Origin of the sequence: Pseudomonas persica, assembly GCF_900291015.1 — a bacterium.
Lineage (GTDB): Bacteria > Pseudomonadota > Gammaproteobacteria > Pseudomonadales > Pseudomonadaceae > Aquipseudomonas.
On record NZ_OLKL01000027.1, the window covers coordinates 83776 to 107264 of the forward strand.

Genomic DNA, 23489 nt, shown 5'->3' on the forward strand with positions numbered 1-23489 from the left:
ACGTGGGCATGCGTGTTTTGGGGGTATGTTCCCCGCGGGCGGCTGGCGGTCAACAACCACCCTCGTGCAGCGCCAGGCTCTGGCGCTGCTGTTCGAGCATGGCCTGGCGCAGTGCCTGCGGCGCCTGCACGCGGATCGAGCCGGCCTGGGACAGCAGCCAGCCCATCAGCGCACGGTTGTCGTCGACGGTGGCTACCAGCATGGCGCCGCCGTCCGCTTGCGGCGTCAGTTGCATATCTGTCGACAGTGGCGATGCTTCCAGGCGCCGGGTCAGCGCATCATCGATCCAGGCGTGCAACTCAACCTGCTCCGGGTGTGTGAGCGCATCGGGCTGCAGCTGCTGCGCTTCGCCCAGGCTCAGGCCCGGTTGCCAGTACCAGCCGTAGGGCATGCCTTTGCTGTTGCACTGCAGCGGGAACAGCGCCGCGAGCTCGACCAGGTCGCGTTCGACGGTACGTTTGCTGGTGGTATAGCCCACGGTTGTCAGGGCGGCCTGTAACTGGGTGGAACTCATCCCCGGGTGACGACCGGGCAGCAGCTTGAGCAACTGCCACTGGCGGGCGATGGTGTGACGGGTAGGGTGGCTGGGCAAAGGGCTCGTCCTTGAAGGCAGGCACGAAGCCTGTCCGGGTAGTGGCGTTTGGCTATTGCTCAGCATACCTTGTCACAGAATGGGATCCAAGTTCTCGCACATTTGGCCAGGGCCTGCTCCTCATTGCTATTCCATCAGGATCACTGCGTTGGCGTATTTTTCCTGGTCCGCTGTGAAGGTGGTCAGCATGCCGGTGTGATTACAAGTCAGGGTGAGCTCTGTTCGTGTATCAATGTACAGATCTTCGCCGCGAAGGCCCTGCCATTGCGCCAGATATTTGAAAGAACCGTACTTCATCGGTTTTTTCAATGCGCGATCATGGCCACCTTTCCAACCTAGCACCGGGAGTGCGCCATCGACACAGTACCGGGCAAGCTCTGGCTGAGTCAGAGCCCGCTCACGGCCAATCTCCCAGCAGCGGATCAAGCCCTCGTCGGGCCCTCTCCATGCTTCTTCCCAGGTGATCAAGGGGCGGATGGGGTGATGAATAGGGCGTTGAATGACCCCGGCAGTTCGATCCATGACTGAGATTGTCCGTAATGTTCAGTTGGAGCGGATGCTACTAATTGGCCACTATTGTGTCCAGTGCTTGCCGGCCTCCTGCCCGGTGCACCTCTGTGGTTCAACCCAAGGTGCATTTGGCTCAGTCAAGGCCCTGCTGCAGCGCCTCGATAAACACCTCTTCCGCGCGGCTGAAGCGCTGCTCGCTGTTCCACAACAGGTGGATATCCACATCGGCAATCCCATCCTGCGGCGGGCGATGAGCTGGCGCCCAAGCTGTTCTTCCAGGCGCTTGAGTGCCTGGCTCCCTGCCGGTTGGGTCAGGTGCAGGCGGGCGGGCATGGCGGGGCTCGATAATAAGCAAGGCTGCTTGCCCGCGAAGCAGGCGACGCGGTGGCTGAGCCCACCTTCTGCCTACTCCATCGCCTCGGCCACGCCCTGGTCCTCACCCAGGAATCCGCCGCTCTGGTGCTGCCACAACCGCGCATAAGTACCGTTCTTCGCCAGCAGTTCGGCATGGGTGCCTTGCTCGATGATGCGCCCTTCATCCATCACGATCAGCCGGTCCATGGCAGCAATCGTCGACAACCGGTGGGCGATGGCGATGACGGTCTTGCCTTGCATCATTTCATCCAGGCTCTCCTGAATGGCCACCTCCACTTCCGAGTCCAGCGCACTGGTGGCTTCGTCCAGCAGCAGGATCGGCGCGTTCTTCAGCATCACCCGGGCAATGGCGATGCGCTGGCGCTGACCACCAGACAACTTGATGCCGCGCTCACCCACCAGGGTGTCGTAACCGGTGTTGCCCTGGCGGTCGCTGAGCTGGCTGATGAAGCCATCAGCCTGGGCATTGGCCGCAGCGGCGCGGATCTGCGCTTCGGTCGCATCGGGGCGGCCATAGGCGATGTTGTCGCGAATCGAGCGGTGCAGCAGCGAGGTGTCCTGGGTGACCATGCCGATGGCGCCGCGCAGGCTGTCCTGGGTGACCTTGGCGACGTTCTGCCCGTCGATGCGGATTTCACCACGGTCCACGTCATAGAAGCGCAGCAGCAGGTTGATCAAGGTGGACTTGCCGGCACCGGAGCGGCCGACCAGGCCGACTTTTTCGCCCGGGCGGATGTGCAGGCTCAGGTCGTCGAGCACCTGGCGCTCGCCGTTGTAGTTGAAGCTGACCTTGTCGAAGCTCACCGCGCCCCCCGTGGTTACTAGCTCCACGGCATCCGGCGCATCCTTTACCTTGGGGCCGCGGGTAAGGGTGGCCATGCCGTCCTGCACGGTGCCGATGTTTTCGAACAGCGAGGTGATCTCCCACATGATCCAGTGCGACATGCCGTTGATACGCAAGGCCATGGCGGTGATCGCCGCCACCGCCCCGGTACCGACCTGGCCGTGGTGCCACAACCACAACGCATAGCCGCCGGCGGCAACGATCAAGCCCACCACCAGCGCCTGGTTGACGATTTCGAACTGGCTGACCAGACGCATCTGACGAAAGCCGGTCTGCTTGAAGTCCTCCATCGCAGCGCGCGCGAAGTGCGCTTCGCGATTGGCGTGCGAGAACAGTTTCACCGTGGTGATGTTGGTGTAGGCGTCGGAAACCCGCCCGGTCATCGACGATCGGGCATTGGCCTGCTCCTGGCCGACCTTGCCCAGGCGTGGGACGAAATACAGCATGGCCAGGCCGAACAGCACGACCCAGGCAATGAATGGCAGCATCAGTTTCAGGGCAAAGCCACCGGCCAGGGCAATGATCGCGATGAAGTACACGCCGATCCCAGGCAGGATTTCGATGAGGGTGAACAATACATCGCGTACTGCCAGCGCCGTCTGCATCACCTTGGTGGTGACCCGGCCGGAAAACTCGTCAGAGAAGAACGACAAGCTCTGGCGCAGCATCAGCCGGTGAAAGTCCCAACGCAGCCGCAGCGGCAAGTTGATGGCCAGTACCTGGTGCTGAACCATGGTACGCAGCGCTACCAGCCCGATACTGACCAGCAGGACGATGCCGATGCCCCATAGCACAAGGGTTTCTTCGGGGCCAACGGTGCCGCCGGCCTGCCAGGCCGAGAGCAGGTCGACCACCTGGCCGAGGAAGGCGAACAGCCAGGCTTCGTAGATCGATACCCCGGCACTGAGCAATGCCAGTACCAGGATGTAGCCACGGGCGCCGCGGGTACAGGCCCACATGAAGCGCAACAGGCCCATCGGCGGCGGTGGCACTTCGTCGGGTGGGAAGGGGTCGAGCCAGCGCTCAAAGATACGAAGCATGCTTGTCTCCGGAAAATCAATTTTTGCTTAGCCGGTAACCATAACGCACTGCGAGGTATTCGCCTGTCGACAAGCCGGGCATGGACTGCCGGATCAGTGAGGAGTGTCGCTGGGCCGATGATTTGCGCGAACCTTGAGGGAGCGGGCGAGTCGGGGCGCCGAACCGCCGCGAAAGGCTGCAAAGCAGCCGCCGCCAAACCGGAAACCATAACTGACCGGCATTGGCCCTACGGCTGTTGTTAACAAAGTTTTGCAATTTATTACATTTGAGGTTGATTTCATTTTGCCTTGGTGCTGTATAATTGACGGATTCTGGTGACTCATGGCTGTTTAGTCGTTTTTTTGACGTAGCTCATAAAACCTCAGCAGCGGATGTGCCACAGTCACCTTTCAAGCCGTTTCAATTTACTTTGCAGAGCCAGTGTTTTGACGAATGGAATGCCGTGGTTGGCTATTTCCGGCTTAGGCGCCGAAAGCAGTCAGCTTCATCTACAAGGACTGTATTGGTTGGCCTGCGACAGCGCAGAAGACGCCACCTTGCTATGCCGCCAAATGGTCGGAGGGCTGCCCGAGCACGTTCGGGCAGCCCTGGTCGCCGATGCGCAAACCATGGGTTGCGTGCTGGGTGCGCTCGATGCCGCGCATGGCCCGGCTGAACTGGCGCTGTACGAAGCCGACCCGCAAGCCGTCCAGCACCTGGTCGATGACCTGCCGCGTATCGACGCCGCCGGGCGGGTGCTGGTGCTGCTGGCGCCCGCCGACGCCTGGGGTGCCGGCAACGTCGAACGCTGGTGCAATACGCTGCGCCCGGTGTTGTTGGCCGAGGCCGCGCTATTGCTGGTCATCAGCAGCGGCCAGAGCGCCGGGCAGGTAGAGCGCCTGCGCGCGTTCAACCAGGGCGTCGATGGGCTGGCCCAGGTGTACCGCGGCAAAGGCGGGGTACGCTACCTGCAGCATTTCTGGAGCAACCCGCTCGGCAAAACCGGTACGCGTGACGTGGAACTGGCGCGGCTTGACGCGGGCTTCACCGCTGCCGGGGCGCCGCAAGCCCCCACCGACGCTGGTGGCGACGAGCTGTTGTGTCTGGCCCAGCGCCCGGTGCTGGAAGGTGCGCCGGCATTTTCCGAGCACTGGCAGGTCTGCGAGAGCCTCGAGGAACTGGGCGCCAAAGCCAGCCGGGCGGTTTCCGCCACGGTCATCTTTGGCATGGACGGTGGGCAGCGGCTGGATAGCCTGGCGCGCCAGCTACACCGCTTGCGCCAGTTGCGTGGCAGTGCCCTGAAGCTGGTGGTACGCGAGATGGCGCCGACCCTGCGCTACCAGGATGAACAGCTGTTGCTGGCCTGCGGGGCCAGCCAGATCGTGCCGTTCGGCGCCAGCCTGTCACGCTTCCTGACCATGGTCGAGAGCATCCAGGGATATCTCTGGCGCCGGCACCTGCCAAGCGACTTCGATGCCTTGCTCGCACGCCTGCGGCCGCTGGCCATCTGCGGGCTGGTGGCGCCACGTGCGTTCGCCGAAGCCGTGCAGACCATGTGGCACGGGGTGCGCAACGGCGAAATCGTCCACCAGTTGCTGGTGTTGCGCCCGGCCCCTGGCCTGACCCCGCTGCAAGCCTGCTCGCGCACGGTGTTCCGCCGCGACGGTGACATCGCCTGTGTGGTGGGCGATGTGCTGTTCCTGTTCCTGTTCGCCTGCCGCTCCGAAGGCGTCGAGCAAGCCCTTGACCACATCTTCCAGTTGTCGTGGAAAGAGCTGTTCATCAGCCAGGAGGTGCTTGCCGGTGTCGATAGCCTGGCCACCCCGGCCTTCCTCGACGACAGTGTGCCACGGCCACCTCGACTCGACGCGGCGGCGCACCTGTCCGCCCAGGCACGGCCGGCCCTGGCGCCGCGCCGGGTTGCCCAGGGCAAGCGGGGTACCGCATGAACTTTGCGCAACTGCTGCAAGTGATCGGCATTACGGCGCTGGTCACCTTGGCGCTGGCCCTGCTGCTGTTGCGCCTGCGCGCCACGCTGCGCGGCTGGTTGCGCCACCGCCTTCCACCCCGTTACCTGAAACCGCGGGGTGTACGCCACCGCGCTGCACGCCAGGACCCCCGTAATGACTAATCCATCCGCCACCTTCCCGGTACTGGCCCGCTGGCCTGGGCTGGGAGGGTGGAACCTCTATTTCCTTGCCAAGTTCCTGCTGGTCGCCCTTGGCATGCTCGACTTCCAGGCGCTGCCGAATCTGCTGTTCGCCGCGTTTCTGCTGGTGCCATTGCCAGGCAAGTGGCTGCGTATTGCGCGGCAGCTGGCGGCAGTACCGATTGGCATCGCGTTGTTCTACCAGGACACCTGGCTGCCGCCCTTCAGCCGCCTGCTGGCGCAGCCGGGGGTGTTCGATTTCTCGTGGGACTACCTGCTCGAACTGCTTGGCCGTTTCATCAACTGGAACCTGCTGGGTGCGCTGGCGCTATTGCTGGTGGGCTACCTGTACCTGCGCCATTGGCTGCGGCTGAGTACCCTGAGCCTGCTGGGGTTGGCATGGCTGGCCGTCGGCGGCCTGCCATCACTGGGGTTGAACGCGGGCCAGGCACCTGGCGCCGCAGCTGCCAGCCCCACCGAGCAGGCGCAGGCCACTGCGGTTGCCGACAACGCCACGCTCGACAGCTGGCTCGAGCGGTTCTTCGCCAGTGAGCGTGAACGGGTGACTGCATTCCCGGCCATGAAGGCCGATGAGCAGCCGTTCGACCTGCTGGTAATCAACATCTGCTCGCTGGCCTGGGCTGACCTGTCCGCCGTCGGGCTGCGTGATAACCCGCTGTTCTCGCGCCTGGACGTGATCTTCGACCAGTTCAACTCGGCCACGTCCTACAGCGGGCCGGCCGCCATCCGCGTGCTGCGTGCCAGCTGCGGGCAGTCGTCCCACGCCGGTCTGTACCAGCCCGCCCCGGAGCAGTGCCTGTTGTTCCAGAACCTGGCCAGGCTCGGCTTCCAGAGCAACACCTTGCTCAACCACAGCGGCCGCTTCGACAACTTCATCGGCGACATCACCCAGCAGCATATGCCACAACCCGGCCTGCGCAACACCGACTTTCCGCGGGCACTGGTCGGCTTCGACGGTTCGCCGATTGCCAGCGACCTGGAGGTGCTACGCCGCTGGTGGGGGCAGCGCAAAGGCGCGCCGGCCGAGCATGTGTCGCTGTTCTACAACAGCATCAGCCTGCATGACGGCAACCGTATCGTCACCGCCGACGGCGGGACCCATGTGGCCGATTACGCCACTCGCGCCAACCGCCTGTTCGGCGAGCTGGGCAGCTTCTTCGATGAACTGGAGCGCAGCGGCCGCCGCGTGGTCGTGGCCATTGTCCCGGAACATGGCGCCGCGCTGCATGGCGACCGCATGCAGCTGTCGGGCATGCGTGAAATCCCCACACCGTCGATTACCCATGTGCCGGTGGGCCTGAAGTTCATCGGCATGGGCCAGCCTGCCCGCAGCGAGCCGCTGCACGTCTCGGCACCCACCAGCTACCTGGCGCTGTCCGAACTGATCTCGCGTGTGTATGCGGGCCTGGGCCAGCAGCAGGCGCTGGATGTGCCCAGCCTGTTGAGCGACCTGCCGACCACCGAACAGGTCGCGGAAACCGCAGGTGCGCAGGTACTGAACTACCAGGGGCGCGCCTATATGCGCCTGCAAGGCCAGCCCGACTGGCAGCCTATCCCGAAGGAGCGCCGATGATCACTGGCAAGGCAGACCCTGCCGACCGCAGCGACGATATCGCCCAGTTGCGCCAGCATCTGGACATGCCGGACCTGAACTATCAGGACATCTCTTTGCTGGTGGGTGTCCAGCAGGCCCTGCAGCGCTGGCCGCTGCTGGGCGAAAGCTGCCGGGCCAGCGCCCAGGGCACGTTGTACACGGCGGCGCCACAGCGCGAGGTACTGTCGCCATGACCAGCCTGGCGTTGCATGGGGTGCGTGGTGGCCTGGGGCGCAGTGCCTTGCTGGCCGCGCTGGGCTATGCGTTGCAGGGGGCAGGGGAGCGGGTGCTGCTGATCGACCTGTGCCCAAGCAACCTGCTCGGGCTGCACTTCAACCTGCCCCTCGACACGCGCGAGGGCTGGGCGCTTGCCGAGCGGGAAGGGCGGCCGTTCAGCGATGCCCTGTATGAGGTGCTCGATGGCCTGAACCTGATGCCGTTCGGTAATCTGCCTGCCGGCACGCGACAGCCGTTGCCCGATGCTGAAGCCTGGCGCGCTCGCCAGACCGAGCTGGCCGAACACTTCGACTGGTTGCTGTTCGACCTGCCGCAACTGCCGGCCGATGTTGCCGGGCAAAGTGTCGAGACCGATGTGCGGGTGTTGGTGGCCGAGGCCGAAATGGCCAGCCATCTGCTGCTCGGGCGCCGGCCGGTCGAGCAGTACGACCTGCTGCTGGTCAATCGCTACGACCCGGCCAGCCGCTTGCAGAGCGACCTGCTGATGGTGTGGCGCGACCTGTTCCGTGATCGCTTGCCGATCCAGGTGGTGCACCGCGACGAGGCATTCCTCGAGGCCCTGGCATGCAAGGCCCCGCTCGGCCATTACGCGCCGCAGAGCCTGGCTTGCCGAGACGTGCAGAGCCTGGCGGTGCGCTGCCTGACGAGGCGCCAGTCGTGACCCTGACCCCCCTCTCGGCCTATCGCTGGTTCAGCACACGTGGCGCACGGCAGCCGGTCGCCTGGCTGTTTACCCTTGGCGTGTGGCTGGCCTTCCTGTTCCTGCGCCTGGAGTCGCCCGCCTGGCAGGCCCTGTTGGCCGAGCGACAGCGCCTGTACCCGCAACTGGCGGGCAAGCGCCCAAGCCTGGGCGACCCGCTGCGCCTGCTGATCCAGAGCCTGTGGCTGCTGGTCCGGCGCCAACCGCGGCCACGCGAAGCGGGGTTTGCCCGGCGTGCCTGGGGCGCAGTGTGTGCGCAACTGCGTGGCGTGCTGCAGGTGCTGCGCCATTGCCGTGGCCTGCTGATCGACCGCCTGCAGCAGCTGCCTGCGCGCTACCGCGCCAGTGCTTTCAAGCAGCAAGCCTCGGCACGCCTGCGCGGCTTGAGCGTGTTCGCCCGGTGGGCGTTCTACAGTGTGCTGACCCTGGGCGCCATCGGCCTGGCCGTGCTGTGCGTGACCGAACCGTTCGGCTACCTGGCGCAGCTGGTGTTCATCTGTCTGCTGCTGGGCATCGCCATGCTGGTGCGGCACATACCGGGCCGCTTCCCGACCCTGATGCTGATCGTGCTGTCGACCCTCATTTCCTGCCGCTACCTGTGGTGGCGCTACACCTCGACCCTGAACTGGAACGACACCACCGGCCTGGTGTGCGGGGTGATCCTGCTGGCGGCAGAAACCTACTCGTGGTTCGTGCTGATCCTGGGCTACATCCAGACCAGCTGGCCGTTGCAGCGCAAGCCGGCGAACCTGCCGGCAAATCCTGCGCACTGGCCGACCGTCGACCTGATGATCCCCACCTACAACGAAGACTTGTCGGTGGTGCGCACCACGGTGCTGGCGGCCCTGGGCCTGGATTGGCCACGCGAGTGCCTGCGCATCTATATCCTTGACGACGGCCGGCGCGAGGCGTTCCGTGCGTTCGCCGACGAAGTGGGGGTGGGCTACATCGTGCGGCCGGACAGCAAGCACGCCAAGGCCGGCAACCTCAACCATGCGCTGGGCGTGACCGACAGCGAGCTGATCGCCATTTTCGACTGCGACCACGTGCCGGTACGTTCCTTCCTGCAAATGACCGTGGGCTGGTTCCTCAAGGACCCGAAGCTGGCGCTGGTGCAGACGCCGCACCATTTCTTCTCGCCCGACCCGTTCGAGCGCAACCTCGGCTCGTTCCGCCGTCGCCCCAATGAAGGCGAGCTGTTCTACGGCCTGATCCAGGACGGCAACGACATGTGGAACGCGGCGTTCTTCTGCGGCTCGTGTGCCGTGCTGCGCCGTACCGCGCTGGAGAGCATCGGCGGCTTTGCCGTCGAAACCGTGACCGAAGATGCCCATACCGCCTTGCGCATGCACCGCCAGGGTTGGTCGTCGGCCTACCTGAGCATTCCGCAGGCAGCCGGCCTGGCCACCGAGAGCCTGTCGGCGCACATCGGCCAGCGCATTCGCTGGGCCCGTGGCATGGTGCAGATCTTCCGCACCGACAACCCGCTGTTCGGCCGTGGGCTGAGCCTGTTCCAGCGGGTGTGCTATGCCAATGCGATGCTGCACTTCCTGGCCGGCCTGCCAAGGCTGGTGTTCCTGACCGCGCCGCTGGCGTTCCTGTTGCTGCATGCCTACATCATCTATGCACCGGCGTTGATGATCCTGCTGTACGTGCTGCCGCACATGATCCACGCCAGCCTGACCAACTCGCGCATGCAGGGCAAGTACCGACAGACCTTCTGGGGCGAGGTGTACGAGACCGTGCTGGCCTGGTACATCGCCCGCCCGACCACGGTCGCGCTGTTCGCACCGAAGAAGGGCAAGTTCAACGTCACCGCCAAGGGTGGCCTGATGGAGCAGGAACAGTTCGACTGGCGTATCGCCCAACCTTACCTGTGGCTGGCGGCGCTCAACGTGGCCGGCCTGGGCTTTGCCGTGTGGCGCCTGTTCACCGGCCCGGTGGCGGAAATCGGCACGGTGATCGTCAGCTCCCTGTGGGTGATCTACAACCTGCTGATCATCGGCGCCGCCGTCGCCGTGGCCGCCGAAGTGCGCCAGGTGCGCCGCGCCCACCGGGTGCAGATGCGTTTACCGGCGGGGCTGGTGCTGGCCAGCGGTCACGCCTACCCCTGTACCCTGGTTGATTACTCCGACGGCGGTGTCGGCCTGCAATTGCACCAGGGCCTTGAGTTGAAAGCGGGTGAGCGGGTGCGCCTGCTGCTCAACCGTGGCCAGCGCGAGTTCGCCTTCCAGGCCTGTGTCACCCGTACCGTCGGGCAACACGTGGGCCTGGTGTTCCACGACCTCAGCCAGCAACAGCGTATCGACCTGGTCCACTGCACCTTTGCCCGTGCCGATGCCTGGCTTGGCTGGAACCAGCAGCACGAGGTCGATCGTCCGCTGCGCAGCCTGGTCGACGTGCTGAAGTTGGGCGGTGTCGGTTACCTGCGCCTGGTCGAGCACCTGCCGGCGTGGCTGCGGGCGTGGCTGCGCCCACTGCACGCGCTGGCGCACTGGCTGGCCAGCTACAGGCCCCGCACACCGCTGCCTGTCCCTTCCTTGAACCCTGTTGATCGAGACGCATGATGACTGGTTATCCCGCGCGTACCTGGGGCCTGGCGATGGCGCTGTTTGCTGCCTTGTCGCAGAGCGCCGCTGCCGCCTCCGTAGCCCCGCTTGCCGAGCCAGCCGTACCCACGGTACCGAACTGGCCGGTTGCGAAAACCTTCGAACAGCTCGGGCATGCGTCCGACAGCCTGCTGCTGGGGGTGCGCAACAGCGAGCACATCGAATTCGGCCTGCGGCGCGACCGCCTGGCCACCGAAGCCAGCCTGCAGCTGGATTACACGCCTTCGCCCGCGCTGTTGCCGAACCTGTCGCACCTGCGCGTGTACCTCAATGACGAACTGATGGGCGTAGTGCCGGTGGAGAAGGACCAGCTTGGCCAGCGCGTGCGTCGGCAACTGCCGCTGGACCCTAAGCTGCTCAGCGATTTCAACCGGGTACGCCTGGAGTTTGTCGGGCATTACACCGACATCTGCGAAGACCCGGCGCACAGTGGCCTGTGGCTGAACCTGAACCGCAAGAGCCAGGTGCAGCTGCACGAGCAGGCCCTGGCCCTGGATAACGACCTGGCGTACTTCCCGCTGCCGTTCTTTGATGTGCGCGACACCGGCAAGGTAACGCTGCCGGTGGTGTTCAGTGACGTGCCGAGCCTCGGTGAGCAGCGTGCAGCGGCGATCCTGGCGTCCTATTTCGGCAGCCAGGCCGGCTGGCGCAAGGCGACTTTCCCGGTGTTGTACAACAGCCTGCCGGCGCGTGGCGATAGACCCACACCGAGTATCGTGTTCGCCAGCAACGACCGGCGCCCGGCCTTCCTCGCCGACCTGCAGCAGTTCCCGCCGGTCGACGGCCCGGTACTGCAGATGATCGACCACCCGGACGACCGCTTCAGCAAGGTGCTGCTGGTGCTGGGCCGCAACGACGATGACCTGGTCAAGGCCGCCTCGGCGCTGGCGGTTGGCAACAACCTGTTCCGCGGTGCCCGGGTGAAGGTCGAGCAAATGACGGCACTGCAACCGCGCCAACCCTACGATGCGCCGAACTGGACACGTACCGACCGCCCGGTACGCTTCGCCGAACTGCTCGATTACCCCGAGCAGCTGCAGGTCAGCGGCCTGCAACCGCGGCCGGTGACGCTGGAACTGAATCTGCCACCTGACCTGTTCGTCTGGCGCAACCAGGGCATTCCGCTGCGTACGCTGTACCGCTACACGGCCCCGGCAGTGACCGACGAATCGCGCCTGAGCATCAGCGTCAACGACCAGTACATCACCAGCATGCCGCTGGTAGGCAATGACCGGCGCGGCGGTACACTGGAGGAAATGCGCCTGGCGGTACTATCCGGTGACAACACCGCATTGACCGAGAAGTCGCTGGTACCGGCGTTGAAGATCGGCGATCGCAACCGCCTGCGCTTCGATTTCAGCTTTGCCAGCACCCTGGGCAGCGCCCAGCGCGACCGCTGCCAGACCTCGTTGCCGGTGGATGTGCGTGCGGCGATCGACGACAACTCGACCATCGACCTGTCCGGTTACCACCATTACATCGCCATGCCCGACCTGCGCGCATTCGCCCGCAGCGGCTTCCCGTTCAGCCGCATGGCCGACCTTTCCGAAACGCTGGTCATCATGCCGGCCAAGCCCACGGCGATGCAGGTGGGCACCTTGCTCGATGCGGTCGGAGGGCTGGCCGGGCAGATCGGCTACCCGGCGCTTGGCCTGCAACTGGTCGATGACTGGAAGCAGGCCGCAGCGGCCGATGCCGATTTGCTGCTGCTCGGTAGTCTGCCCGAGGCCCTGGGGGATACGCCCAACCTTGGCCTGCTGCTCAGCGCCCAGCGGGACTGGCTGCTGCAGGGCCGTAGCGCGGGGCTGCCGGGCAGTCTGCGCTTCGACACCGCACCGGTGGCCGCGAGCAGCCGGGTGACAGTCAGTGCGCAGGCACCGATTGCGGCCATCACCGGGCTGAAGTCGCCGTTCCACGAGCAGCGCAGCGTTGTCGCCCTGTTGGCCAACAGCGATAGCGACTACGCGTTGCTGCGCGATGTGCTCGGCGATGTGGGCAAGCTCGATGCGGTGGCTGGTTCGGTGACGCTGGTGCGTAGCAGCGGCGTCACCAGCCAGTTCGTCGGCGAGCACTACTTTGTTGGCGCGCTGCCGTGGTGGCTGCTGCTGTGGTTCCACCTGTCCGAGCACCCGGTGCTGCTGGCGGCGATCGCGGCCATTTGCGTGGTGCTGTTCGCCTTCCTGTTGTGGCGGGCACTGCGCTGGGCAGGCAAGCGCCGCCTGGGTGAGGCGGGGTGATGGTGCGTCAGTTGCTGGTAGGGCTGGTCACCTTGGGCCTGCCCGTGTTCGTCAACGCCGCGCCGGCCTGCCCATGGCCTGCCTGGGACCGCTTCAAGGCTGAACTGGTGAGTGTCGACGGTCGGGTCATCGACCCGAGCGACGAGCGCCTGATCACCACCTCGGAAGGGCAGAGCTATGCGCTGTTCTTCGCCCTGGTGGGCAATGACCGGCAAGCCTTCGCGCAGTTGCTGCGCTGGACCAGCAACAACCTGGCGCAGGGCGACCTGGCCCGGCATCTGCCCGCCTGGCTGTGGGGCCGTAACAGCCAGCAGCAGTGGCAGGTGCTGGATGCCAACAACGCCAGCGATGCCGACCTGTGGATTGCCTACAGCCTGCTGGAAGCCGGGCGGCTGTGGGACGAGCCGGCCTACACGCAGCTGGGCCAGCGCCTGCTGTGGCGAATCGCCGCGCAGACCGTGCGCAAGCTGCCGGGCCTTGGGCTGATGCTGCTGCCGGGGGACTACGGCTTCGAGGATGCCCGCGGCGTGCGCTTGAACCCCAGCTATTTGCCGCTGCAGTTGTTCGATCGCTTCAACCTGGTCGACCCGGTGTGGGGCGAACTGGCGGCCAACACGCGGCGTTTATGGCTGGCTTCGTCACCCAAGGGCTTTGCCCCGGACTGGCTGTTGTGGACGCCAGCCGGTGAGTTGGCAGCCGACCCGCAACATGGCAGTGAAGGTGACTACGACGCCATCCGCGTCTACCTGTGGGTCGGCATGCTGGCCAAGGACGCGGTGCAGCGTGCCGAGCTGGTGGCCCGCTACGCTCCGATGGCGGCATTGACCGCGCGCCAGGGGCTGCCGCCGGAGCATGTGGATGCGCACAGCGGTGTTGCCAGTGGCGATGGCCCGGCAGGCTTCTCGGCGGCGTTGCTGCCGTTGCTGGCGGCATCGCCGGAGTATGTCGCAGGCCTGGCGGCCCAGCGTCAGCGCTTGCGCGAGCAGCCAGTCGAAGCCAAGGCCTATTACAGCCAGGTGCTGGCACTGTTTGGCCAGGGCTGGGACCAAGGCCGTTACCGTTTTGACCCGCACGGCCGCCTGTTGCCGGCCTGGAGTGCGCCATGCAGCGAATGATTGGCGTGCTGATGCTGGCGGCGGTGACCTGCCAGGCTACGGCGCAACCCGAGGATGCCGGCGAACAGCGCCAGTGGCTGCTGGACCAGGTACGTCGCGGCGAGGCGCTGCATCGTGACGACCTGGTGCGCGATGCACTGGGGCGGCTGCAATTGCTCGAACCGCGCAACCCGGATGTGTTGCTGGCCGCCTTGAGCCTGGCATTGCGCGAAAAGAACAGCACCGAGGCCGAGCAGTTGAGTGCCCGGATCAGTGCCATTGCGCCTGGCAGCTTGCAGGCACGCCAGGCCAGGCGCCTGCTCGAGCTGCAGCAACCGGAGCGCGCGCGGCAATTGCAGCAGGCCCGCCTGCTGGCTGTCACCGGGCGCAACGAAGAGGCGCTGGTAGCCTATGAACAGCTGTTCGCTGGCGAACCGCCAAGCCTTGAATTGGCCCTGGACTACTGGCGCGTGCGCGGCAACCTGCCAGGCCAGCGCCCTGAAGCGATCAGGCAGTTGCAGCAACTGGACCAGCAGTACCCAGGCAGTGCCGGGCTGCGCCAGACCCTGGCCGGCTGGCTGTTCGCCGAAGATCGCGACCGCGAAGCCTTGGCTTTGCTCGATCAGCTGGCGCGCGACCCTGGCGCACGGGATGCCGCTGCCCAGCGTGAGTTCGACTACCTGTCCGGGCAAGCGGTGAGTGCCGCCAGTGCGGCGGCCTGGCAAGCGTTCCTCCTGCGCTACCCGGCCTCACCGTTGCTGGCGCAGGCCAGCGAGACCCTGCAACAGCAGCGCAAACTGCTGGCCGACCCGTCCTGGCAGGCTGGCCAGCGGGGCATGGCATTGCTCGACAAGGGCCGAAACGCTGACGCCGAGGCGCAATTGCGCCGGGCGCTGCGCCAGTACCCGGACGATGCCCGTTTGCACGGCTCCCTGGGTTATGCGCTGATGCGGCAAAGCCGTCATGAGGAGGCCAATGCGGCGTTCCGGGTGGCAAGTGCCAAGGAGCAGGACACCTACTGGATCAGCCAGTGGAAGGACCTGGAGTCGTCCAGCCAGTATTGGGCCCTGCTCAACAAAGGTGAACGGGCCCTGCAAGCGAAAGACCTGCGCGGTGCGCGCGCCTTCTACCAGCAGGCACGCCAGCAGCGCCCGAAGGAGGAATACGCCTTGCTGGGCCTGGCGGATGTCTCGCTGGCCGAGGGCGATACAGCGGCCGCCGAGCGGCAATTCCTGCAGGTTCGGCGCATGGCACCGGATAACCAAAGTGCCGTGCGCGGCCTGATGCGCGTGTATCAGGCGCAATCGCCCGACAAGGCGCGGGCGTACCTGGACAGCCTGCCGCCCCGCCAGCAAGCGCAGTTCGCCAGCCTGCGCCGTAGCCTGGAACTCGCCCGCCTGCGCCAGCAAGGTGACCAAGCCCTGCAGCGCGAAGACTGGGCGGCGGCCAGCCAGGCGCTGGGCCAGGCCACCGCCTTGGCGCCCGACCAGCCGTGGCTGGTCTACCAGTTGGCCAACAGCCTGCGCCAACTGGGGCGCACCGCCGAGGCCGATGCGGCATTCGCCAGGATCGTGCTGCGCCAGCCGGGCGATCCCGCCACCCGCTATGCCCACGGCCTGTTCCTGGAATCCAGCGACCGCGATGCGCTGGCCCTGGACAGCCTGAGCGCGCTGCCGCAAACGGCCTGGAACGCTGACATGCATGCACTGGAGCAGCGTATCCGCCGTCGCATGACCCTGGCCTCGGCGCAGCAACTGCAGGCGCAAGGCCGCACGGCTGAAGCGACCAGCCTGCTCGAGGCCAGCCTGGCGCGTGGCGAAGGCAGCACCGACGACCTGATGCTGTTGGCTGACTGGGCGGCGGCGAACGGTGAGCCTGGCAAAGCGCGCGGCTATTACCAGCGCGTGCTTGCCGTGCAGCCTGGGCAACCCCAAGCGCGCCTTGGCCTGATCGAAAGCGCGGTGGCCGAAGGCAACCTGGCACAGGCCCGGCACATGCTGGCTGTGCAGGTGCCACCACTGGCTGCTGATGACAGCAACGCCCAGCGGCGCCTGGCGGCTGTCTGGGTCGCCTTGGGCGAACACGACCAGGCGGCCAGCATGCTCGACCGGATCGCAGCGCAGCAGCCTCGCCCCGATCCCTTGTTGCGGCGTGACGCTGCCCGCCTGGTGGCGCAGGATGACCCGCAACGGGCGCTGGACCTTTACGCCGCAGCGATGGCCGATGCGCAGTTGCTCGAGCGTGCCGCCGTGTCGCCACGGGATGACCGTGCACTGACCTTGGCCAGCCGTGAGCAGGATGACGACGACTGGCTGGCACGCAGCCTGCGCAGTGACGTCGATGCACTGTATCGCCAGCGCAATACCCATGTGACGCTGATGCATGACTACGGTTGGCGCGAGGACGACGGTACGCCGGGCACGTCCGAATTGAGTACCCAGTCGACCTTGCTGCATGTCGATACCCCTTGGCAGGACGGCACTGCCTTTGCGCGGGTGGAGCGCATCGGCATGGACGCGGGCTCATTCGAGCAGGACGACCAAGGGCGCTACACCCCGGATTTCGGTAGCTGCCAGTTTGCTGGCCGCACCGCTGACGGGAAGTCGCTCCCTGCGTGCGAGGGCGGTTCGCAAACGGCGGACGGTAGCGTGCTGGCGCTGGGTTGGCAGGGCCGTCGCTGGGCCTTTGACCTGGGTACCACCCAGGGCTACGCCATCAACAACTGGTTGGGTGGCGCAACGGTCAATGGCGACCTCGGCCAGGTTGGCTGGTCGTTGACTGCTTCGCGGCGGCCGATGAGTAACTCGCTGTTATCGTTTGCGGGGGCACGTGACCGCCCGACGGGCGTGCGCTGGGGTGGGGTCACGGCCAACGGCGCCACGCTCGGCCTGAGCTGGGACCAGGGTGGTGATAACGGCGTCTGGGCCAGCCTGGGGCACCACTGGCTGTATGGCGAGAACGTCGCCGACAACCAGCGCACCCGGGCCATGGCCGGCTATTACCACCGCGTGGTGGAAAAAGCCGACGAGCGTGTGCGCGTGGGCCTGACGCTGATGCACTGGCGCCACGACAAGGACCTGGGTGGCTACAGCCTGGGGCAGGGCGGCTACTACAGCCCGCAGCGCTACACATCGATTGGCGTGCCGGTCAGTTATGCCTGGCGCAACTACGACTGGTCGGTATTGCTGGAAGGCTCCGTCAGCTGGTCCCAGGCCCATAGCGGCCGCAGCCGCCTGTACCCGGATGCGCACGTCAACCGCAAGGTGCTGGCGCAGTATGACGTTGACTCCAACATCGACGCCATGAACGACGCCAGCGACAGCAGCGGGCTGGGCTACCGTCTGCGTGGGCTGTTGGAGCGGCGCCTGAGCGACCAGTGGGTGTTGGGCGCCGGCTTCGACTGGCAGCACAGTGATGACTATGCGCCTAGCCATGGCATGCTCTACCTGCGCTACCTGTTCGAGCCGTGGCGGGGCAACCTGGCGCTGCCGGTGACACCGCTGGAGCCCTACAGCGAGTGGCGTTGACGAAGAGGCGCCACCTGTAGGAGCGGGGACCCTGTGGGAGCTACTGTCTTGTGCAAAATCTAAAAGCTTGCGCAGCTTTAGTGGGAGCGGGCGAGTCGAGGCGTCGAACCGCCGCGAACACCGGCAAAGCCGGTGCCAAGCACCGCGTTGGATTCTTCGCGGGTGAACCCGCTCCCACAGGGAAAGCGAACAGCCTGCCAACTCGGCTCTCTACACGACAGCGCAGCCCGAAGGGCTGAGTGACCTCCCACAGGGACTGCGCTGGCTTCGAGTTGACGCTATACCTGTGGGAGCGGATCGCTTGGCAATTCAGTTCTCTACGTGACAGCGCAGCCCGCTGGGTTTGCTATCTCGGTGTTGACAGCGGGTACGCCACGCCACCATTATCCAGCCATACCCACGCAACGGGCTTTCCAGCATGTCCATCTTCAACCACGCCATTTCCGCTTCGGGCTTCATTGCCCAGGCAGGCGCGTGCGTTGCCGTTGCCAAGAAATCCAAGAAACAGCCGCTCATCTGACCGAGGCGCGCTGTCTCGTCAGGTGGGCTGACGAGACAGAAGGCGCCAGGTATCCCTGCCAGACCACTTCGACTCTTCGCCCTGCTGACGCTGACTTTCGGTCAACATCAGGAGTTTTTTGCATGTCGAATTTCCGTGGTATCTGGATCGCCCTCGTCACGCCATTGCGTGCCAATGAAATCGACTTCCCCGCCCTGGAAAAACTGGTGAAGAAGCTGCTCGAAGACGGTGTGGCCGGTTTTGTTGTGTGCGGTACCACGGGCGAGGCGGCGGCGCTGTCCAAGGCCGAGCAACTGGCTGTGCTGGACGCTGTGCTGGCCTGGGTGGAGCCGGGCAGGGTGGTGATGGGCCTGTCGGGTTACAACCTGCGCGAACTGTTGGCCTTCCAGGCCGAAATACAGCAGCGTGACCTTGGCGGGCTTCTGGTCCCCGCACCGTGCTACATCCGGCCTTCGCAGGCCGGCATCGAGGCGTTCTTTCGCACCGTGGCTGATGCCGCCAGCGTGCCGGTGATCGTCTACGACATTCCCTACCGCACCGGGGTCCGCATCGAGCGTGAAACCCTGCGCCGCATCGTGCGCCACCCGCGCATTGCGGCGGTGAAGGACTGCAGCGGTGACAGCGAGACCACCATGGCCCTGATCCAGGACGGCCACGCCCAGGTGCTGGCCGGTGAGGATGCTCAGATCTTCAACAACCTGTGCCTGGGTGGCGCGGGGGCCATTTCGGCTTCGGCGCATGTGCGGGCCGACCTGTACGTGCGCATGTTGCAGCAGGTCGACCATGGCGACTGGGTGGCCGCGCGAGGGACGTTCTACCGGTTGCTGCCGTGGATAAAGATGGCCTTTGCCGAGCCTAATCCGGCCGTGGTCAAGGCGGCATTGCAGGTGCAAAACCTGATTGCTGACGAGCTGCGCGAGCCCATGCAGGCCTGCACGGAAACGACCCGGGGCAAGCTGCAAGGCGTGCTGGACCTACTCGGCGCCTGAGGCGGCGGCTGCACGTGGCCGCAGGGGCTTTTCCATCGGCTGATAGACCAGCCCGGCAAACTCGCCCACTTCGCCTGCCAGGCTGAAGCCGTAGCGCTGGTAGGCAGGCACCGAAGACAACGATGCCCTGACCGTGACGACTTCAGCCCCGGCATGCTCAAGCGCGGCGCTCATGAGCCGTGCGCCGATGCCTTGCCGTTGCCACCTTGGTGCAATGAACAGCATCGCCACGTGGCGGCCTTCCTTGAGTTCGATCAACCCCGCGATGGCACCGTCCACGACGCAGACCAGTATCAGGTTGTCGCCCTGCATGCGCTCGGCAAACGCCAAGGGCGCGGCCACCTTGGTGAAGGTTTCGATGCCTTGTGCCGACAGCGAGGGCGCGACCGCCTGCATGAAGGCATCCAGGCATACGGCGCTGGCGTGGGTGAGGTCGTCAGGGGTGAGCTTGCGTATGTGCATGGTAGTCGTCCGTGTCTGGTATCGTCCTGTTGCCAACTTTAACCTGTTACTGGATCAAGGACCGAGCCATGACGACTTCACCGGAAAAAATCCTGTTCCTGCCAGGCGCCTCTGGCGACATTGCCTTCTGGCACCCGGCGGCCGCAGCCATCAGAACGTCAGCAATCGTCCGGCACATGGGCTGGCCCGGTTTCGGCAACGAGCCAGCCAAGCCGAATGTTGCCTGCCTGCAGCACCTCGCAGCCCTTGCCCTTGGCGAAGTCGACAGGCCCACGGCCTTGGTGGCGCAGTCCATGGGTGGGGTGGTTGCGATGCTCCTCGCGCTGGAGCGTCCAGAGTTGATTACGCACCTGGTCCTGAGCGTGACGTCAGGCGGCCTGGACCTTTCTGCCTTTGCTGCTGCTGACTGGCGTGCAGAATTCGAGGCGCAGAACCCCAGGCTGCCACGCTGGTTCCTCGATGACCGCACTGATCTGACGGCGCGCCTGTCCGAGCTGGGCATGCCTGTACTACTGCTATGGGGAGACGCAGACCCGATCAGCCCCGTCGCTGTTGGCGAGTGCTTGATGCAGTTGATACCAAACGCCAGCCTGGAGGTGTTCGCCGATGCTGGCCATGACCTCGGCCATAGCCATGCCGCAGCGGTCGCGCGCCTGATTGACGCGCACCTTGCTTCCTGACGGTCGTTTCAAGCTGCCGTAGCCACGACCGGCCTGGCTTCGCCAATCAGGATGTCTTCAAAGAACGCCCCGACCGGTTCGGTAGGGTGGCACAACTGGATCTCCAGCACCCACACCACCTCGCTCGGGACGATTTCCACTTCGGCCAGTTTGTCTTGCCCATACAGCACATGCGGGAAGTCGGCGATGCGATGCCCGGCCAGGTTGCGCTCCAGCTGCCAGCCTTTTGCCTGGGCACTGCGCTCGGCGAAGTCATACAGTTCGCGCCCGTTCAGGCCACGGCCCCAAGCCTGGCGGGTTTCGTCGAACACTTCATGCAGTGCCTTGACGCAGGCGTGGTGCAGCTCGTGCTGGCCAAACACGAAGGTGTCGCCATAGTCGCCCTCATAGCCGCCCCATACCGGGCCGACATCGACTACAACGATATCCGTGGTACGTAATACACGTTGCAGATCAATGCCTTGGCGCGGCGTACGCACGGTGTCGTCGCCAAAACGGATGTAGGTCGGGTGCCAGGTGTGCGATGCGCCCATCGCCTGCAAGGTTTGCGCGGCCATCGCCAGCGCCTGGGCGGTGGTCATGCCGACTTGGAGCTGGCTGGCGATCGCCGCCACGGCCCGTACCGACTGCTCGCGGGCCGCGAGCATGCCGTCCAGCGCATAGCGCGGGCCGACCTTTTCCAGCTGCGGGTGCAATGGGCGGGTTGTTGAAGCCTCGGGCGCCAGCGCGCCGCTGGCAACGAAAGCCTCTGCGACAAAGCGATGGGGCTGCAAGCCTGCCGCGAGGCACTGCTCGCGCGCCTGGCTGATCATCGCGGCATTGCCGCAGGCATAGACCTGGGTGTCGGCCCAGCGATGGGCCTGGGCCAGCGCTACCTGCTGCACCCGCGCCTGGTCCGACAGCACCGGGTACCAGCGGAAGTGAGCGTGCGCGCGGCTGGCCTGGTCGAGAAACTCACGGTCATAGAAGTCGGCGCTCGATCTGCCGCCCCAGTACAACGTGACCTCGGCATCACCTGCCAGGGCGGTCAGCAGCAATGGCTTGATGCCGGCGTAACCTGTACCGGTGGCGAACAGCACCAGCGGGCGCTGGTCCTCGTGCTGCCAGGTGCAGGCACCCACCGGCCCTTCTAGCTTCAAGGTGTCACCGGCATGCAGGGTTGGCAACAGGCGTTCGGTAAACAGGCCGCCATTGACCTTGCGGATGTGAAACACCAGTCGCCCCTGGTCCTGGGCGGGCAGGTTGGCGATGGAAAAACAGCGGCTGTCGCCGTTGTCGAGCCGAAAGCGTACGTACTGGCCAGCCCGCACCGCCAATGGCTGTGCAGGCTGCAGCACCAGTTCGACGATATCGGCGCTCAGTTCGCGTTTGTCATGAACCTGTGCGTGGATTTCCAGTGCAGGGGTTTCCAGGGACCAGCCGGGGATTTCCAGGCACATGTCACTGCAGGCGTGGCTCTGGCACAGCAGCATTTCGTCGGCTGCCAGGGGGTAGCAGGGCGCGGGCGTATCTGCCGCCCGCTGCTTGTCCCGATACTGCCCCGACACCACCTTGACCTTGCACGACCCGCAGGCGCCGCGGCGGCAGGAGAAGGGCACCGGCAGGCCGCTGGCGAGCATGGCATCGAGCAGCAACTCCTGGCTGGCGTCGAAGGTTTTGCCCGAGGGCGACAATTCAATGACGTGACGGTTTTGCATACGCACCTCGGGGCAAATGGAGGTTCGATTGTTGCTATAGTCCAGGACCAGTAGAACCTCCAGTTTTGGTTAATTCACATGGTCCAGCTCCGCAAATGGCAGCCGCTGCTCAAGCTCGACGGGGCGCAGCCGCAGGCTTCGTACAGGCAGATTGTCGAGGGCCTGGTAGCGGCGATCAGCGAAGGCCGCCTGCGCCCCGGCACGCCGTTGCCCGGCACGCGGGAAATGGCGCAACTGCTGAACGTCAATCGCAAGACGGTAATCCTCGCCTACGAGGAAGCCGAGACCAAAGGCTGGCTGGAAAGCGTGCAACGCCGTGGCACCTTCGTCAGTCGGCAACTGGCAATTGGCACCCTGCCCGAGCCCGATGCCGCGCGGCCCTTTGCCCTGGAGCTGCGAGAGGAGCCTGGCGTTGCCTACTTCACGGCCAACGAACAGGCTGCCGCGCAGCAGGATCGGCCGGGTGCGCTGTTCTTCGACAACGGTGCCTGTGACCACCGCCTGCTGCCGCAGACCGTTCTGCACCGTTATTACCGTAATGCCTTGCGCAACAGCTTCGCCGCCAACACCGTGCGCCATGGCAGCGCGTGCAGCAGCCATTACCTGCGCAGCGCCTTGGCCGACATGCTGCGGCACAATCGCAGCCTGAACGTTGGCGCCGAGCATATCTGCCTGACCCAGGGCGTGCAGATGTCGCTGTACCTGGTGGCCAGCGTGCTGCTCGAGCCCGGTGACGTCGTGCTGGTCGAGCGCCTGAGCTATCCGCCTGCGTGGGAGATCTTCCGCCAGCTGGGCGCCCGGCTGGTGACCGTGGGCCTGGATGACGAGGGCTGCCAAGTCGACCAGATCGATGCACTGTGCCGGCTGCACAAGGTGCGCATGCTGTACATCACCCCCCATCACCAGTTCCCGACCACGGTCAGCCTGCCTGCCGGGCGCCGGCAGCAGTTGCTGGAGCTGGCCCGGCAGCACGACTTTTGCGTGGTCGAGGAAGACTACGACCATGAGTACCACTTTGCCGGGCGGCCTTACCTGCCGTTGGCCAGCGACCGTCAGCAGCGGCACGTGATCTACATTGGTTCATTGTCCAAGTCCTTGGGCAGTACGTTCCGTTGCAGTTTCATCGTGGCGCCGGCGGAGGTGGTCGCGGTGCTCGAGCGCAGGGCGACGCTGACCCTGGGGCAGGGCGATGCGGTGATGCAGCAGATGCTGGCGGACCTGATCAATGATGGCGAGCTGAAGAAACACTTGCGAAGGGTTGCCAAGGAGTATCGCCGGCGTCGGCAGACCCTGTTGGCTTGCTTGCGCGATGCCTTTGGCGAGCAGGTAACCGTGCGCGAGCCGGAAGGTGGGCTGGCGCTGTGGGTGAGGTTTGCTGACGGGGTCGATGTGGATCAGTTGGTTGGCAAGGCGTTGGAGTTGGACCTGGTGGTACGCAGTGGCCGGCAGTTTTCGCCGTTTGGTCATGCGGAAAATGCCTTGCGCCTCGGGTTCGCCTCGCTGGACCTGGATGAAATCCGGCTGGCCACACAGCGTTTGGCGCAAGCGGCGAAGGCGATTGCAACATCGGTCCTGTAGGAGCAACGGTCTTGCTCAAGCTCTGAAAGCTAGCGCAATCCCTGTGGGAGATGG

General features: G+C 65.2%; 17 protein-coding genes and 1 pseudogene. 12 read left to right on the top strand and 6 right to left on the bottom strand.

Features of this window, described 5'->3' with window-relative positions:
- Positions 1-49: 49 nt before the first annotated feature.
- The 4 genes and pseudogenes from FQ664_RS13410 to FQ664_RS13430 all read right to left on the bottom strand — a co-directional run bounded on the left by FQ664_RS13410 (position 50) and on the right by FQ664_RS13430 (position 3361).
- Positions 50-592: a WYL domain-containing protein gene (locus FQ664_RS13410; protein WP_144172388.1), complete on the bottom strand. Its 543-nt coding sequence runs from the start codon at positions 590-592 to the stop codon at positions 50-52.
- Between the two features lie 126 nt (positions 593-718).
- Complete coding sequence (locus FQ664_RS13415; protein WP_178090990.1) at positions 719-1114, bottom strand: hypothetical protein; 396 nt, start codon at positions 1112-1114, stop codon at positions 719-721.
- Positions 1115-1342: 228 nt separating this feature from the next.
- Positions 1343-1432: pseudogene (locus FQ664_RS28050) on the bottom strand (helix-turn-helix domain-containing protein); the annotation flags it as partial.
- A gap of 75 nt (positions 1433-1507) precedes the next feature.
- On the bottom strand, positions 1508-3361 hold the full coding sequence (locus tag FQ664_RS13430) for an ABC transporter ATP-binding protein (protein ID WP_144172390.1): 1854 nt from the start codon (positions 3359-3361) through the stop codon (positions 1508-1510).
- A gap of 438 nt (positions 3362-3799) precedes the next feature.
- Between FQ664_RS13430 and FQ664_RS13435 the strand changes: the two genes are divergently transcribed.
- The 10 genes from FQ664_RS13435 to dapA all read left to right on the top strand — a co-directional run bounded on the left by FQ664_RS13435 (position 3800) and on the right by dapA (position 19018).
- Positions 3800-5290, top strand: coding sequence for a BcsE family c-di-GMP-binding protein (locus FQ664_RS13435; RefSeq protein ID WP_144172392.1), 1491 nt, complete (start codon positions 3800-3802; stop codon positions 5288-5290).
- Positions 5287-5472 carry a cellulose biosynthesis protein BcsF gene (bcsF, locus tag FQ664_RS13440; protein ID WP_144172394.1) on the top strand — a complete coding sequence of 62 codons (186 nt, stop codon included), beginning with the start codon at positions 5287-5289 and terminating at the stop codon, positions 5470-5472. The genes FQ664_RS13435 and bcsF overlap by 4 nt, the downstream gene beginning before the upstream one ends.
- The gene (bcsG, locus tag FQ664_RS13445) at positions 5465-7084 is read left to right on the top strand and encodes a cellulose biosynthesis protein BcsG (protein ID WP_144172396.1); all 1620 of its coding nucleotides are present in this window, start codon (positions 5465-5467) and stop codon (positions 7082-7084) included. The genes bcsF and bcsG overlap by 8 nt, the downstream gene beginning before the upstream one ends.
- Positions 7081-7299, top strand: coding sequence for a cellulose biosynthesis protein BcsR (gene bcsR / locus FQ664_RS13450; RefSeq protein WP_144172398.1), 219 nt, complete (start codon positions 7081-7083; stop codon positions 7297-7299). The genes bcsG and bcsR overlap by 4 nt, the downstream gene beginning before the upstream one ends.
- Positions 7296-8003: a cellulose biosynthesis protein BcsQ gene (bcsQ, locus tag FQ664_RS13455; protein ID WP_144172400.1), complete on the top strand. Its 708-nt coding sequence runs from the start codon at positions 7296-7298 to the stop codon at positions 8001-8003. The genes bcsR and bcsQ overlap by 4 nt, the downstream gene beginning before the upstream one ends.
- Positions 8000-10609, top strand: a complete 2610-nt coding sequence (gene bcsA, locus FQ664_RS13460) for a UDP-forming cellulose synthase catalytic subunit (protein ID WP_144172402.1) — start codon at positions 8000-8002, stop codon at positions 10607-10609. Before bcsQ ends, bcsA begins: the two co-directional genes overlap by 4 nt.
- Positions 10606-12888, top strand: a complete 2283-nt coding sequence (gene bcsB, locus FQ664_RS13465; RefSeq protein ID WP_144172404.1) for a cellulose biosynthesis cyclic di-GMP-binding regulatory protein BcsB — start codon at positions 10606-10608, stop codon at positions 12886-12888. Before bcsA ends, bcsB begins: the two co-directional genes overlap by 4 nt.
- Positions 12888-14003, top strand: a complete 1116-nt coding sequence (gene bcsZ / locus FQ664_RS13470) for a cellulose synthase complex periplasmic endoglucanase BcsZ (RefSeq protein ID WP_144172406.1) — start codon at positions 12888-12890, stop codon at positions 14001-14003. Before bcsB ends, bcsZ begins: the two co-directional genes overlap by 1 nt.
- Positions 13991-17509 (top strand): cellulose synthase complex outer membrane protein BcsC, encoded by a 3519-nt coding sequence (bcsC, locus tag FQ664_RS13475; protein WP_144172408.1) that lies wholly within the window; start codon positions 13991-13993, stop codon positions 17507-17509. The genes bcsZ and bcsC overlap by 13 nt, the downstream gene beginning before the upstream one ends.
- A gap of 642 nt (positions 17510-18151) precedes the next feature.
- On the top strand, positions 18152-19018 hold the full coding sequence (gene dapA, locus FQ664_RS13485; RefSeq protein WP_144172412.1) for a 4-hydroxy-tetrahydrodipicolinate synthase: 867 nt from the start codon (positions 18152-18154) through the stop codon (positions 19016-19018).
- Here the strand turns inward: dapA and FQ664_RS13490 are convergent.
- Entirely contained in the window at positions 19004-19480 is a 477-nt protein-coding gene (locus tag FQ664_RS13490; RefSeq protein ID WP_144172414.1) for a GNAT family N-acetyltransferase, read from the bottom strand. The two genes, dapA and FQ664_RS13490, sit on opposite strands and share 15 nt — an antisense overlap.
- 11 nt (positions 19481-19491) lie before the next feature.
- On the opposite strand from FQ664_RS13490, the gene FQ664_RS13495 reads away from it, so the two are divergent.
- Positions 19492-20160: an alpha/beta fold hydrolase gene (locus FQ664_RS13495; RefSeq protein ID WP_256675943.1), complete on the top strand. Its 669-nt coding sequence runs from the start codon at positions 19492-19494 to the stop codon at positions 20158-20160.
- An 8-nt stretch (positions 20161-20168) separates the two neighbouring features.
- Here FQ664_RS13495 and FQ664_RS13500 read toward each other — a convergent pair whose 3' ends face one another.
- Positions 20169-21857 carry a M24 family metallopeptidase gene (locus FQ664_RS13500; RefSeq protein WP_144172416.1) on the bottom strand — a complete coding sequence of 563 codons (1689 nt, stop codon included), beginning with the start codon at positions 21855-21857 and terminating at the stop codon, positions 20169-20171.
- 78 nt (positions 21858-21935) lie between these two features.
- Between FQ664_RS13500 and pdxR the strand changes: the two genes are divergently transcribed.
- Entirely contained in the window at positions 21936-23435 is a 1500-nt protein-coding gene (pdxR, locus tag FQ664_RS13505; RefSeq protein WP_144172418.1) for a MocR-like pyridoxine biosynthesis transcription factor PdxR, read from the top strand.
- The last annotated feature ends 54 nt before the right edge of the window (positions 23436-23489 follow it).

Bases quoted from the DNA above. Each gene is read 5' to 3' on its own strand.
- FQ664_RS13490 (WP_144172414.1), bottom strand. From the start codon at position 19,480: ATGCACATACGCAAGCTCACCCCTGACGACCTCACCCACGCCAGCGCC.
- bcsC (WP_144172408.1), top strand. From the start codon at position 13,991: ATGCAGCGAATGATTGGCGTGCTGATGCTGGCGGCGGTGACCTGCCAG.
- bcsF (WP_144172394.1), top strand. From the start codon at position 5,287: ATGAACTTTGCGCAACTGCTGCAAGTGATCGGCATTACGGCGCTGGTC.
- FQ664_RS13500 (WP_144172416.1), bottom strand. From the start codon at position 21,857: ATGCAAAACCGTCACGTCATTGAATTGTCGCCCTCGGGCAAAACCTTC.
- FQ664_RS13430 (WP_144172390.1), bottom strand. From the start codon at position 3,361: ATGCTTCGTATCTTTGAGCGCTGGCTCGACCCCTTCCCACCCGACGAA.
- bcsR (WP_144172398.1), top strand. From the start codon at position 7,081: ATGATCACTGGCAAGGCAGACCCTGCCGACCGCAGCGACGATATCGCC.
- bcsB (WP_144172404.1), top strand. From the start codon at position 10,606: ATGATGACTGGTTATCCCGCGCGTACCTGGGGCCTGGCGATGGCGCTG.
- pdxR (WP_144172418.1), top strand. From the start codon at position 21,936: ATGGTCCAGCTCCGCAAATGGCAGCCGCTGCTCAAGCTCGACGGGGCG.
- bcsG (WP_144172396.1), top strand. From the start codon at position 5,465: ATGACTAATCCATCCGCCACCTTCCCGGTACTGGCCCGCTGGCCTGGG.
- bcsZ (WP_144172406.1), top strand. From the start codon at position 12,888: ATGGTGCGTCAGTTGCTGGTAGGGCTGGTCACCTTGGGCCTGCCCGTG.
- dapA (WP_144172412.1), top strand. From the start codon at position 18,152: ATGTCGAATTTCCGTGGTATCTGGATCGCCCTCGTCACGCCATTGCGT.
- FQ664_RS13415 (WP_178090990.1), bottom strand. From the start codon at position 1,114: ATGGATCGAACTGCCGGGGTCATTCAACGCCCTATTCATCACCCCATC.
- bcsQ (WP_144172400.1), top strand. From the start codon at position 7,296: ATGACCAGCCTGGCGTTGCATGGGGTGCGTGGTGGCCTGGGGCGCAGT.
- FQ664_RS13435 (WP_144172392.1), top strand. From the start codon at position 3,800: ATGCCGTGGTTGGCTATTTCCGGCTTAGGCGCCGAAAGCAGTCAGCTT.